Genomic DNA, 12,094 nt, shown 5'->3' on the forward strand with positions numbered 1-12,094 from the left:
TCGCCGCGCTGGCTCGATGCAGCGCGACCCATTTTTCACCTACCCAGCCGGAGAACCCACGCCATGAATTTCCTAGACGGCCACCTGTATCCCGAAAACCAGCAGCCCCTGATCATCACCGCCGCGCCCTATGCGCCGGGCTGGATACCGTCGGACTTTCCGGAAGACATTCCGGTGTCCATGGAGGACCAGATCCAGAAGGCGGTGGATTGCTACGAAGCCGGCGCCACCGTGTTGCATCTCCATGTGCGCGAGGCCGACGGCAAGGGCAGCAAGCGTCTGTCCAAATTCAACGAACTGATCGCCGGGGTGCGCGAGGCCGTGCCCGAAATGATCATCCAGGTAGGCGGCTCCATCAGCTTCGCGCCGGAAGAAGGGCAGGCCGCGAAATGGTTGAGCGACGATACCCGGCACATGCTGGCCGAACTGACGCCCAAGCCCGACCAGGTGACGGTGACCGTCAATACCTCGCAGATGAACGTCACCGAGCATGCCGGTGAAGACGACTTCCGGGGCGTGTCCCGCGGCTTTCCCCACCTGTATTCCACCTACAAGGACATGGTCGTGCCCGCGAATCCCAGCTGGGTCGAGGAGCACATCCGGCGCTTGACGGCAGCTGGCATCCAGAGCGAATTCCAGTGCTACAACATCAACAGCTTCGAAACCATAGAGCGGATGATCCGCCGTGGCGTCTACAAGGGCCCGCTGGTGATGAACTGGGTGGCGATCAGCGGCGGCATGGACCAGGCCAACATCTACAACCTGGCCAACATGCTCCGCGCGGTGCCCGATGGCGCCGTGGTAACAGTGGAAAGCTCCGTGCTCAATGTGCTGCCCATCAACATGATCGGCATTGCCCTGGGCCTGCACGTGCGCTGCGGCATCGAGGACGTGCTTTGGAACCAGACCCGCACTGGCAAGATGAGCTCCGTCGAACAGATCAAGCAACTGGTCCGCATCTCCGGCGAATTCGGCCGGCCCATCGCGACGGCGCAGCAGGCGCGCGAGATCATGAAGATCGGCGTTTTCTACGAAACCGCGGAAGAGACTCTGCAGGCCAACGGCTTTGCGCCCAACCGCAATGGCGGCAACCAGGGTTTCCTGCGCAAGCCCGTCTGACGCGGCAACGTTACGGCCGCCCGGCGGGCGGCGCGCATCCGCACAACGATCCAGGATGACAAGATGACGATCTCATTGACCCGTAGGGAACTCTTGCTGGGCGCGGCTGCGTCGCTGGCGAGCCGTCTGGTGTTTGCGCAGGGCGGGAACGCGTGGCCTGCCCGGCCCGTCAAAGTGATCGTGCCGGGCGGCGCGGGCGGCGTGCTGGACACGCTGGCCCGGCAGCTTTATGCCCGGCTCAACGAAACGCTCGGCCAGCCGTTTGTCATAGAGAACCGCCCGGGCGCGAACGGCTTGATCGGCTCTTCCGCGGTCAAGAACGCCGCGCCCGACGGCTACACCATCCTGCACAGCACAGCGTCGTCCATGGTGATGGCCGAAGCGCTCAATCCCGCGTTGCCAGTGAAGACCCTGCGCGATCTGGAGCCCGTGGCGCTGTCCTCGGTGGGCGGGGTGCTGCTTGTGGTGCATGCATCGGTGCCGGCGCAAACGCTGCCCGAACTTGTGGAGCTGCTGCGCCGCGAGCCCGACAAGTACCAGTCCTATGGCAGCTGGGGAATAGGATCCAACGGACACTTGACCATGGAGTGGATCAAGCAGCGCGCGGGATTGAGCATCAATCACGTGCCTTACAAAACCACGCCCGCGCTGCTGACCAACATCGTGTCGGGCGAGATCCCCGTGGGCTGGGTCGACGTCGTGTCGCCGCTGGGGTTCATCGAGCAGGGCAAGCTGCGCGGCATCGCCTTGACGGGTACCGTGCGCAGCCCGCGGTTGCCGGATGTGAAGGTGTTGTCGGAGCAGGGGTATCCCTTTACCGCCGCGGGCTGGCAAGGGGTGTTCGCGCCCAGGAACACGCCGCAGGATGTGCTGGAGCGGCTGCATGCGGCCATCAACCATGAACTGGGACAGCCCGCCTTCCTGGAAGCGTTGCGCCTAGCGAACGTGCCTGCCTCGGCCGCCGTCAGCCGCCAGGCGTTTGCCCAGACCATCACGCAGGACCTGGCGGCCTGGCGCAAGGTGGTGGTCGACGGCAACATCAAGGCAGAATGAACCATCATGCAGATATCCTCCCATGCGGACAAGATAGGCCGCCTGCTGCGATTGCAGGACAGGCTGGATCCATTGCCGGACTTCGAGCTCTGGTACTGGACCTGCCTGACTGCGGGCACCAATATCTGGAACGCCTCATTGCACGCCGTGGGGCTGACCAGCGAGGATCGCGCCTTTTCCACCATACCGGGCGTGCACGTCGTTCCCTTGGCGGGTGGCGGCTGGCGCCGCGAGTTGCGCGGCCCGGGCGACGTAAGCCATGTCGGCTGGCCAGCCATTCCCGGCGATCTGCCCGAGCCGTTGCAATGCCTGGAGGCCGCCTTGCATGCGCTCGAACAACACCGGGATCCCTGTTTGCGAGGAGACCGCCAGCCCACGCAGGCCATCGTCGATGAATGCCGCCAGGCTTTGTCGCGGGCGCTTTCCGTCTATCGGACCGTGGTCCGTCCGCAGGCTCTTCCCTCCGAGGCCCGTCCATGACCCCCGAACATCATCGCGACAAGGCGCTACGCATCGAAGCGACGTTGGCCAAACTCACCGACGAGGACTGGGAGATCCGGATCGAGGCGGCCATGTTGGCGGGCACGCACTGGCTCAACCTTGCCTTGCACCGGGCAGGGGTAAGCGAGCACTCGGAAGACATGGTGCATGCCTCGATGTGCATGGTCAGCGTGTTGCGCAAGTACCGCCTGGCCGAGCCCGCCCTGATCGAAGCCCTGGAGGAAATCGAGGAACTGCGCCCGCTGTACGTGCGCGGCGACATGGATGGCGCCGTGCAAGCGGGGCATAGGGCGCTGGCCTTGCTCGGCTTCATCGGGGAGCGCGCGCGCGGGCTGGCCTGACGCCGGCCAGGCGTTCATGCCGGCTCGGGAGCCGGGATGGATTGACGCGCCCTGTGCGCGCTTCTACTCTTTGCCGACCATCAGCGCGGAGGCCGCCAGGCGTGAATCGATTCCATGAAATGAGTGTGTTCCTGGCGGTGGCCGAGGCGCAGAGCTTCGCTGCGGCGGCCCGGCGCCTGGAAATGTCGGCGCCCTCGGTCACGCGCAGCGTTTCGGCGCTGGAGCGGCGGCTGGGTGCCTTGCTGCTGGTGCGTACCACGCGCAGCCTGCGCCTGACCGAGGCCGGCCAGCGCTACGCCGATGATTGCCGTCGCATTCTCGATGAGGTTGAGCAGGCCGACGACGCGGTCGCCGGCGCCATGGCCGCGCCGCGCGGCGCGCTCAGCATCACCGCCCCGGCCTTCTTCGGGGAGTTGCATGTGATGCCGGCCGTACTGGGCTATCTGCGCGCGCACCGCGAAGTGTCGGTGCGCACGCTGCTGGTGGACCGTGTGGTGAACCTGCTGGATGAGCGCGTGGACGTGGCGGTGCGCATCGGCGACTTGCCCGATTCGACGCTGACCGCGGTGCCGGTGGGCCAGGTGCGCCGCGTGGTCTGCGCCGCGCCCGCGTTCCTGCGCGAGCATGGCGTGCCGCAGGACCTGGAGTCCCTGCAGCGCTATTGCACGGTTACCGCGGCCATGGAGGGCAGGACGCCACAATGGCGCTTCCAGCAGGACGGCCAGCCCAGGAGCCTGCGCGTCGATTCGCAGCTGACCGTCACGTCCTTCCAGGCCGCGGTGCTGGCGGCCTGCGAGGGCTGGGGCCTGACGCAGGTCGTGTCCTACCAAGTGGCGCGGCATCTGGCCAGCGGCGCCTTGCAAGTGGTGCTGCGCGACTTCGAACAGCCGCCGCTGCCCGTGCACGTGGTGTATCCGGAAGGCCGCAAGAGCTCGGCGAAAGTGCGCAGCTTCGTCGAATTCTGCGTCGAGGCCCTGCGTCGCGACCTGGCGACGCTGCCCGCGTAGCGGGGTTTCTTTCAGGCATTGCAAGAGTGTCTTGCGAGCGCTGGCCGTTCACGGGCGGCGGCCGCCGGCCCAAGATGGAGGCTGTATCCGACTTGGAGCCTACTCATGCAAACCGCCCAGACCCCGGCGCTGACGTTCTACAGCTTTCCCCTGTCCGGCCACGCGCACCGCGTCGCCCTGATGCTGTCCCTGCTCGAAGTGCCCCACCGGCGGGTGGATGTAGACCTGCGCGGCGGTGAGCATAAGCGTCCCGAATTCCTCGCGCTGAATGCCTTCGGGCAGGTGCCGGTCATCGATGACAATGGCGTGGTGGTCGCGGATTCGACCGCCATCCTGGTTTATCTTGCCAAACGCTACAACGGCCAGGCCTGGCTGCCCGAGGATCCGGTGGGGGCGGCGGCGGTGCAGCGCTGGTTGTCGGCGGCGTCGGGCCCGGTGGCGTTCGGCCCGGCTGCGGCGCGCATGGTGACGCTGTTTGGCGCCGCCTATGACGTGGACAGCACGTTGGCCCGGGCGCATGCCCTGCTGCAAGTCATGGATGGCGAGCTGGCCGGACGCCCGTTTCTGGCGGGCGAGGCGCCCACCATCGCGGACGTCGCCTGCTACACCTACGTAGCGCACGCGCCGGAAGGCAATGTATCGCTGGATGCCTACCCGCACGTGCGTGCGTGGCTTAGCCGCATTGAAGCCTTGCCGCGCTTTGCGCCCATGCCATCGTCGCCTGTGGGCCTGGCGGCCGCCTGAGACACGGGCGCCGCCCGCAAGGAGAATGCCATGACCAACGTAGAACCCGCCTCCGCGTCGTCCGCGCCCTGGCATGCCGGTGAACGTTTGCTGCAACAGCAGGCGGGTGTCGCCGAACGCATGGAAGTGGCGGGGCGCAAAGTCATCCGCGACTACATGCCGGAGCAGCATCGCATTTTCTTCGAGCAGCTGCCCTTCCTGGTCGCGGGAGCGGTGGATGAGCAGGGCGATCCCTGGGCGGGCGTGCTGGAAGGCCTGCCGGGTTTCGTGTCCTCGCCGGATCCGCGCAGCCTGCGCGTGGCGGCCGTGCCGGATGCCGATGATCCACTGCTGGCCGGCCTGGGGCCGGACCGGCAGGTGGGCCTGCTGGGAATCGAGTTGCACACCCGGCGGCGCAACCGCGCCAACGGTCGCATCGCGGCCTGGGACGGCAAGCGCTTCGACGTAGCGGTGGCGCAGTCCTTTGGCAATTGTCCGCAGTACATCCAGGCGCGGGAGTTCCACTTTTCGCGTTCGCCCGCCTTGCGCTTTCCTGGCGCGCCGCAGGAGCGAGAGGGGTTAGACGATGTCGCGCGGGCGCTGATTGCGAGATCCGACACATTTTTCGTGGCGACCTACGCGGACGAGGGCGGCCGCGCGGTCGATGTTTCGCACCGCGGCGGCAAACCGGGATTCGTGCGGATCGATGGCGACGTGCTGACCATTCCGGACTTTTCCGGCAACCGCTTCTTCAACACCCTGGGCAATATGATGCTCAATCCGCGGGCCGGCCTGCTGTTCATCGATTTCGAGCGCGGCGACGTACTGCAGCTGACGGGCGCTGCCGAAGTGATCCTGGACAGCCCCGAGATCGAGCGGTTCGATGGCGCCGAGCGATTGTGGCGGGTACGGGCGCGGCGCGTGGTACGCCGGCCGGGGGCGTTGGCCTTGCGCTGGCGCTTCGATTCGTATTCTCCCACCGCGCTGGCGACGGGGCAGTGGCCGCGGGCGGCGTAGCGTATTCGCGCTAGCCGGGAATGGCGGTCTTCTGGACGACGGCGTCGTCCGGGCCGAGCAGCCGGCCGTCCTGCGCCCGGATTTCCAGCCTGCGCACCGGCTGGCCGCGCTTGCGGTCTATCAGGGTCGAATGGGGCTCGGCGGGGCCGTAATAGTGGTCTTCACCCCATTGGCGCAAGCCGACGATTACCGGGAACAGCGCCCGGCCCTTATCCGTCAACACATATTCCTGGTATGCGCTGCCATCGGAGGCAGGCGCCACCTCCAGGATGCCGTGCGCAACCAATGTACGCAGCCGGTCGCTGAGGATGTTCTTGGCCACGCCCAGGCTTTTTTGCAGTTCGCCGAAACGCCGCAATCCGTCGAAGGCATCGCGCACGATCAAGAGCGACCACCAGTCGCCGATCGCGTCCAGGGAGCGCGCAACCGGGCAGGCGGCGCCTTCGAGACTAGTGCGTTTGACCATGTCGGATCCTTGTCGAGGAAAGTGACGCTTAGGGGGGCAACGGCGGGCTTATCTAGATTTCGGTTGCATTATAAAACCTCAAAAACTATTATTCTGGTTTTATAAAGCAACCAGAATGGAGTGAGCGATGCCAGCCAGACCTGAACCTGCCCAATCGGGGCCTCAAGAGCCCATGCCTAGATCGTTGGTGATGCTGCTGGCGGTGGCCTGCGCCTTGAGCGTGGCCAATGTGTATTACGCACAGCCGCTGCTTGACGCCATCGGCCGCGAGTTCGGTATCGCCGAAGGCGCGGTGGGCATCGTGGTGACGGCGACGCAGTTGGGTTGTGCGCTGGCGCTGCTGTTTGTCGTGCCTCTGGGCGATCTGCTGGACCGCCGGCGCCTGATGCTGGGCCAATTGGCGTTGCTGGTGCTGGCCTTGGCGGGCGTCGCCTTGTCGGCGGGCACGCCCTGGCTGTTGATGGGAATGGTGGCCCTGGGGCTGCTCGGAACGGCGATGACGCAAGGTCTGCTGGCGCTGTCCGCGGCGCTGGCCGCGCCGGGCGAGCGCGGCCGAGTGGTGGGCGCGGCGCAGGGCGGGGTAGTGATAGGTCTCTTGCTGGCGCGCACCCTCGCCGGGGCTGTGGCGGACCTGTGGGGGTGGCGTGCGGTGTACGTGGTGTCGGCGGCTGTGGCCGCCGTGCTGGCCGTGGTGCTGGCGCGGCGTTTGCCGCAACGCCGGCTGCCCTCGGTGGATCTGGGTTACTGGGCGCTGCTGCGCTCGCTCTATGGCTTGCTTGCCACCGAACGCGTGCTGCGCGTGCGCGGCATGATCGCGCTGCTGATGTTTGCGGCTTTCAGCGCGTTCTGGACTGCACTGGTGCTGCCGCTGAGCGCGCCGCCGCATTCGCTGACGCATAGCGCGGTGGGCGCGTTCGGGCTGGTCGGCGTGGCGGGCGTGCTGATGGCGGCGCGAGCCGGCCGTCTTGCCGATAGCGGGCAGGGCGAGCGGACGACTGCAGTGGGCCTGGCGCTGTTGTGCCTGGCCTGGGTGCCCATCGCCTTCCTGGAGCAGAGTCTGTGGTTGCTGGCCCTGGGAGTGTTGGTCCTGGATATTGCCTTGCAGGCCTTGCACGTGACCAACCAGGCCATGATCTTCAGCGTGAATCCGCAGGCGCATAGCCGGCTTGTCGGCGCCTACATGATGTTCTATGCGGTGGGGAGTGGGCTGGGGTCTATCGCATCGACGGTGGTTTATGCGCAGGCGGGTTGGTTGGGGGTGTGTGTTTTGGGGGCGGGGATCAGTGTTGCGGCGTTGGTGTTCTGGGTGGTGACGGTGCCGCGGGGGGAGCGTTTGTTGGTTGGTTCTTAGGTTGCTGGTTGGTGGGTTCTTGAGACGCCTGTCGCGTCGGCGGCCTGCGGGGCGGGGGGCAACGATTGCGGTCCGGAGCGTTCGCTCCGGACTACCCCATTGTCATCCTCGTTGCCGCCTGCGGCGGCTGCCTACGGATTCCCTCGGGCTTATCGACGCCCCGCGCCCCGCAGGCCGCCGACGCGACAGGCTCGGCTGGTTGAAACTTCACGGGCGCTGGGGCGGGCGGTGTGCTTGGCGTTCTGGCCACGAACGAGTGGGGTTGGCGTGTCTTGCGGGGCCCGCCCCAGGCCGGCCGCGCGGGCGGCCTTTTGGGGCTTACGCCGTGTTTTGCGTCGCGCGATGGCGCTGCCGCGCTGGTGATGGGGCGTACTTGTGGTGACGCGCATGGCAGGTGATCGTCGGGTCTGAGTTTGCTGAGCTGCGTTGGGGGCGATGGCCAAGTGCGCCGGTCTGCCAGTAATCGCCACTCAACGCGGATGCCGGATGGGTGGCGCGCGTCCGGGTCTGCATGCGCTAGCGGCTGCCCGTCGCGCGCCACCCATCACCGCCCACCCCCCAATAGCTGGCGACCAATAGCAAGCCACTTGTCGCATTCGCGCAAGCGGACACAATCGAAATTCAAGAAACCATGTATGCCATTCCCGGCCGCCCGCGCGGCCGAGAATGGCGGGCAACGCAAGACTCGCCCCTGATCACGGCTCCAGCAGCGCATCAGTCCAAGATTCAAGTAGCCCGTCGGCGCGGGCGCCTGAGGGGTGGGCAACCTCGATGCGCCCGCGGGAATCTGAAGGGAAGGCCGCAGGCCTGGACGAAGATGACAAGGGGGAAGTCCGGAGCGAACGCTCCGGACCGCAATCGTGGGCGCCCGCTCCTCAGGCGCCCGCGCCGACGGGCGGCCTACGAAGCACTGGAACGCGACAGCCTAACTATTTCAGACCAAGCCCGTCACTCAGCGGCTGTCACGCCTGCACCTCATACTCCCCAGACCCCGTGACCACCGCCGCCAGTCCCGGCGCCTGGCTCAGCTTATGCAGCGCGTAGCACTGCACGGTGGCGATCTTGGCGTCGTGGAAGGCCGGATCTTCCTGGCGCAGGTCCAGGCTGGCCAACAGCGCGCGCGCCATTTGCCAACCGGCCAGCGTGGTGCCCGCCAGCATCAGATAGGGCACGGCGGCGGCGAATACCGCATTCGGACGGGCCGCGGCGTTGGCCAGGATGAAGTCGATGGCGTCGGCCAGCGCCGCGCGGGCCTGGCGCAGCGGCGTCAGGATCAGGCGGGCGGCAGGTTCGCTGCGGGCTTCCAGCGCGGCTTCGGTCTTGCCGATTTCGGCCAGCAGGGCGCGGGCGACCGCGCCGCCGTCGCGCAGGGTCTTGCGGCCCACCAGGTCATTGGCCTGGATGGCGGTCGTGCCTTCATAGATGGTGAGGATGCGCGCATCGCGGTAGTACTGCGCCGCGCCCGTTTCTTCGATGAAGCCCATGCCGCCATGCACTTGCACCCCCAGGCTGGCCACGTCGATGGACATCTCGGTGCACCAGCCCTTGACGATGGGAACCAGGTACTCCTGAACCGCAAGATGGCGTTTGCGGGCTTCGGCGTCCGGGCTGGCATGCGCCAGGTCGGCGTGGCCCGCGGTGTAGTAGGCCAGCGCGCGGCCGGCCTCGGTCAGTGCACGCATCGTGCCCAACATGCGGCGCACGTCGGGATGCTGGATGATGGGCACCGCGTCCTTCGATGAACCGTCCACCGGGCGGCTCTGCACGCGTTCGGCCGCATAGGCGCGCGCATGTTGATAGGCGCGGTCTGCGATGGCAACGCCTTGCACGCCCACCGCGTAGCGGGCGGCATTCATCATGATGAACATGGCATCCAGGCCGCGGTTCTCCTGGCCCACCAGATAGCCGAGCGCGCCGCCCGCGTCGCCGAATTGCAGGGTGCAGGTGGGGCTGGCCTTGATGCCCAGCTTGTGTTCGATGGACACGCAATGGACGTCGTTGCGCGCGCCCAGCGTGCCATCTTCGTTGACCAGGAACTTGGGCACCAGGAACAGGGATATGCCTTTGACGCCTTCGGGCGCATCGGGCAGGCGGGCCAGAACCAGGTGCAGAATGTTCTCGGCCAGGTCGTGCTCGCCGTAGGTAATGAAAATCTTGGTGCCGGAGATGCGGTAAGTGCCGTCGCCTGCCGGCTGCGCGCGCGAGCGGATCATGGCCAGGTCCGAGCCCGCCTGCGGTTCGGTCAGATTCATGGTCCCGGTCCACTGTCCGGAAATCATGGGGCCGATGAAGCGTTCCTTCAGCTCGGGCGAACCGGCGGTCAGCAGCGCCTCGATCGCGCCGTTGGTCAGCAGCGGGCAGAGCGCGAACGAAAGATTGGCGGCATTCAGCATTTCAGAGCAGGGCGAGCCGATAAGTCCTGGCAGGCCCTGGCCGCCATATTCGGCGGGATGCGTCATCCCCTGCCAGCCGGCGTCGGCGTATTGGCGGAAGGCCTGCTTGAATCCCGGCGACGTAGTCACGGCGCCATCTCGCCAGGCGCTGGGCTCGCGGTCCGCGGGGTGGTTCAACGGAGCCAGCACATCGCCGGCATAGCGAGCGGATTCTTCCAGCACGGCCTGGGTGGTGTCGGGCGTGGCCTCCTCGAAACCGGGCAGCGCGGCGACGCGCGGCAGGCCGGCGAGATGGTTCAGCACGAACAGCATGTCTTTCACGGGGGCTTGGTACGTCATGGCGTCGGAGCTCCTGGATGGATGGAGACGTGGGTATCAGCCGGCCTTGCCGGAACCGGCCACGTCGATGGCCTTGGTCGCGCCGACGGCGGCGCGCAATTCGAATTTCTGGATCTTGCCGGTCGAGGTCTTGGGCAGTTCCCCGAAGCGTACCGCGCGCGGCACCTTGAAGCCGGGCAGGAGCAGCTTGCAGTGCGCGATGATCTCTTCGGCGGTGGCGCTGCAGCCCGGCTTGAGTTCGACGAAGGCGCAAGGGGTCTCGCCCCATTTGGGATCGGGCATGGCCACCACGGCCACCGCCGCCACGGCGGGATGGCGGTAGAGCGCATCTTCGACTTCGATGCTGGAAATGTTCTCGCCGCCGGAAATGATGATGTCCTTGCTGCGATCCTTGATGCGGACGTAGCCGTCGGCCGTCATGACGCCCAGGTCGCCGGTGCGGAACCAGCCTCCGGCAAAGGCTTGCTCGGTGGCGCGCTCGTTCTTCAGGTAGCCCTTCATGCAGATGTTGCCGCGGAACATGACTTCGCCCACGGTCTGCTCGTCGGCGGGCACTTCTTCCATGGTGTCGGGGTTGCGCACGGACACGCCGGCCTGCAGGTGGTAGCGCACGCCCTGGCGCGCATTGCGCAGCGCGCGTTCTTCCTCGTCCAGCGCGTCCCAGGCCTCTTGCCGGGCGCAAACGGCCGCTGGCCCGTAGACCTCGGTCAGCCCGTACACATGGGTCAGCTCGAAGCCGATGTCGCGCATCTTGGCGATGACGGCCGGTGCGGGCGCGGCCCCGGCCACCATGGTGCGCACCGTGTGGCTGATGCCGGCTCGCATGTCGGCCGGCGCATTGGCCAGCGCGCTCTGCACGATGGGCGCGCCGCAATAGTGCGTCACGCCTTCGGCGCGGATCAGGTCGAACACGGTTTGCGGGTCGAACTTGCGCAGGCACACGTTAACCCCGGCGCGCGCGGCCACCGTCCAGGCGAAGCACCAGCCATTGCAGTGGAACAGCGGCAGCGTCCACAGGTACACCGGATGCTTGGGCATGTCCCATTCAAGAATGTTGCTGATGGCGTTCAGGTAGGCGCCGCGGTAGTGGTAGACCACGCCCTTGGGATCGCCGGTGGTGCCCGACGTGTAGTTCAGCGCAATGGCGTCCCATTCGTCGGCGGGCGGTTTCCAGTCGTAGCGCTCGGGCGCGCCGGCCAGGAATGCTTCGTAGTCGATTGCGCCGGGCAGTTCCGCCGGCGCGGTGTCCAGGTCGTGCACGGAAATGAGCTTTAGCTGCGGGAACTCCGCCCGGGCGCGCTGGGCGAGCTCGCCAAACTCCGTGTCCACGATCAGCGCCTGTGCTTCGCCATGGCCCAGCATGAACAGCACGCTGGGCGTATCCAGGCGGGTGTTCAGGGTATTGAGCACCGCGCCCAGCATGGGCACGCCGAAGTGAGCCTCGACCATGGCGGGAATGTTGGGCAGCATGACTGCCACGGTGTCGCCGCGCTTGATGCCGGCTTGCGCCAGCGCGCCGGCCAGGCGCTGGGCGCGTTCATAGGTCTGGGCCCAGTTGCGCCGCACCTTGCCATGGACGATCGCCAGCCGTTGGCCATAGACCTGCGCCGCGCGGGCGATGAAGTCCACCGGGGTCAGGGCTTCGTAGTTGGCGTCGCGGCGCGCAAGGCCGCGATCGAACATTCCGCTCATGCTTGTCTCCTGTCGGGACGCGCAGGCGTCCCTTATCCGTGTGCGGGGAGTTTGATCCCCGTCGCTTGCCCTAGCTTACGGGGGCGCCGAAA

General features: G+C 66.7%; 11 protein-coding genes. 8 read left to right on the forward strand and 3 right to left on the reverse strand.

Translation table 11 applies throughout. The annotated features are described in order from the left end of the window. Positions 1-63: 63 nt before the first annotated feature. The 7 genes from CEY08_RS26850 to CEY08_RS26880 all read left to right on the forward strand — a co-directional run bounded on the left by CEY08_RS26850 (position 64) and on the right by CEY08_RS26880 (position 5,761). On the forward strand, positions 64-1,119 hold the full coding sequence (locus CEY08_RS26850; RefSeq protein WP_076812562.1) for a beta-keto acid cleavage family enzyme: 1,056 nt from the start codon (positions 64-66) through the stop codon (positions 1,117-1,119). A gap of 63 nt (positions 1,120-1,182) precedes the next feature. Further along, a complete protein-coding gene (locus CEY08_RS26855; RefSeq protein ID WP_076812566.1) occupies positions 1,183-2,172 on the forward strand; it encodes a Bug family tripartite tricarboxylate transporter substrate binding protein in 990 nt (329 codons plus the stop codon). Between the two features lie 6 nt (positions 2,173-2,178). Next, complete coding sequence (locus tag CEY08_RS26860) at positions 2,179-2,652, forward strand: hypothetical protein (protein ID WP_076812570.1); 474 nt, start codon at positions 2,179-2,181, stop codon at positions 2,650-2,652. After that, complete coding sequence (locus CEY08_RS26865) at positions 2,649-3,014, forward strand: hypothetical protein (RefSeq protein ID WP_076812573.1); 366 nt, start codon at positions 2,649-2,651, stop codon at positions 3,012-3,014. The genes CEY08_RS26860 and CEY08_RS26865 overlap by 4 nt, the downstream gene beginning before the upstream one ends. Before the next feature lie 101 nt (positions 3,015-3,115). Further along, entirely contained in the window at positions 3,116-4,021 is a 906-nt protein-coding gene (locus tag CEY08_RS26870; RefSeq protein WP_063640428.1) for a LysR substrate-binding domain-containing protein, read from the forward strand. Between the two features lie 105 nt (positions 4,022-4,126). After that, on the forward strand, positions 4,127-4,765 hold the full coding sequence (locus CEY08_RS26875) for a glutathione S-transferase family protein (protein ID WP_076812576.1): 639 nt from the start codon (positions 4,127-4,129) through the stop codon (positions 4,763-4,765). 30 nt (positions 4,766-4,795) lie between these two features. Then, positions 4,796-5,761 (forward strand): pyridoxamine 5'-phosphate oxidase family protein, encoded by a 966-nt coding sequence (locus CEY08_RS26880; protein ID WP_076812579.1) that lies wholly within the window; start codon positions 4,796-4,798, stop codon positions 5,759-5,761. A 10-nt stretch (positions 5,762-5,771) separates the two neighbouring features. Here CEY08_RS26880 and CEY08_RS26885 read toward each other — a convergent pair whose 3' ends face one another. Further along, entirely contained in the window at positions 5,772-6,227 is a 456-nt protein-coding gene (locus tag CEY08_RS26885) for a winged helix-turn-helix transcriptional regulator (RefSeq protein ID WP_063959553.1), read from the reverse strand. 172 nt (positions 6,228-6,399) lie between these two features. Between CEY08_RS26885 and CEY08_RS26890 the strand changes: the two genes are divergently transcribed. Continuing rightward, entirely contained in the window at positions 6,400-7,578 is a 1,179-nt protein-coding gene (locus CEY08_RS26890) for an MFS transporter (protein WP_088607843.1), read from the forward strand. A gap of 962 nt (positions 7,579-8,540) precedes the next feature. Here CEY08_RS26890 and CEY08_RS26895 read toward each other — a convergent pair. Then, positions 8,541-10,310: an acyl-CoA dehydrogenase gene (locus CEY08_RS26895; RefSeq protein ID WP_042793027.1), complete on the reverse strand. Its 1,770-nt coding sequence runs from the start codon at positions 10,308-10,310 to the stop codon at positions 8,541-8,543. Positions 10,311-10,346: 36 nt separating this feature from the next. After that, the gene (locus CEY08_RS26900; protein ID WP_063640422.1) at positions 10,347-12,002 is read right to left on the reverse strand and encodes an acyl-CoA synthetase; all 1,656 of its coding nucleotides are present in this window, start codon (positions 12,000-12,002) and stop codon (positions 10,347-10,349) included. Positions 12,003-12,094: the final 92 nt, after the last annotated feature.

Source organism: Achromobacter insolitus (assembly GCF_002209555.1).
GTDB lineage: Bacteria > Pseudomonadota > Gammaproteobacteria > Burkholderiales > Burkholderiaceae_B > Achromobacter > Achromobacter insolitus.

Excerpts from the sequence above, each read along its gene's own strand:
- CEY08_RS26850 (WP_076812562.1), top strand. The coding sequence starts at position 64 with ATGAATTTCCTAGACGGCCACCTGTATCCCGAAAACCAGCAGCCCCTG.
- CEY08_RS26855 (WP_076812566.1), top strand. The coding sequence starts at position 1,183 with ATGACGATCTCATTGACCCGTAGGGAACTCTTGCTGGGCGCGGCTGCG.
- CEY08_RS26860 (WP_076812570.1), top strand. The coding sequence starts at position 2,179 with ATGCAGATATCCTCCCATGCGGACAAGATAGGCCGCCTGCTGCGATTG.
- CEY08_RS26865 (WP_076812573.1), top strand. The coding sequence starts at position 2,649 with ATGACCCCCGAACATCATCGCGACAAGGCGCTACGCATCGAAGCGACG.
- CEY08_RS26875 (WP_076812576.1), top strand. The coding sequence starts at position 4,127 with ATGCAAACCGCCCAGACCCCGGCGCTGACGTTCTACAGCTTTCCCCTG.
- CEY08_RS26880 (WP_076812579.1), top strand. The coding sequence starts at position 4,796 with ATGACCAACGTAGAACCCGCCTCCGCGTCGTCCGCGCCCTGGCATGCC.
- CEY08_RS26885 (WP_063959553.1), bottom strand. The coding sequence starts at position 6,227 with ATGGTCAAACGCACTAGTCTCGAAGGCGCCGCCTGCCCGGTTGCGCGC.
- CEY08_RS26890 (WP_088607843.1), top strand. The coding sequence starts at position 6,400 with ATGCCTAGATCGTTGGTGATGCTGCTGGCGGTGGCCTGCGCCTTGAGC.
- CEY08_RS26895 (WP_042793027.1), bottom strand. The coding sequence starts at position 10,310 with ATGACGTACCAAGCCCCCGTGAAAGACATGCTGTTCGTGCTGAACCAT.
- CEY08_RS26900 (WP_063640422.1), bottom strand. The coding sequence starts at position 12,002 with ATGAGCGGAATGTTCGATCGCGGCCTTGCGCGCCGCGACGCCAACTAC.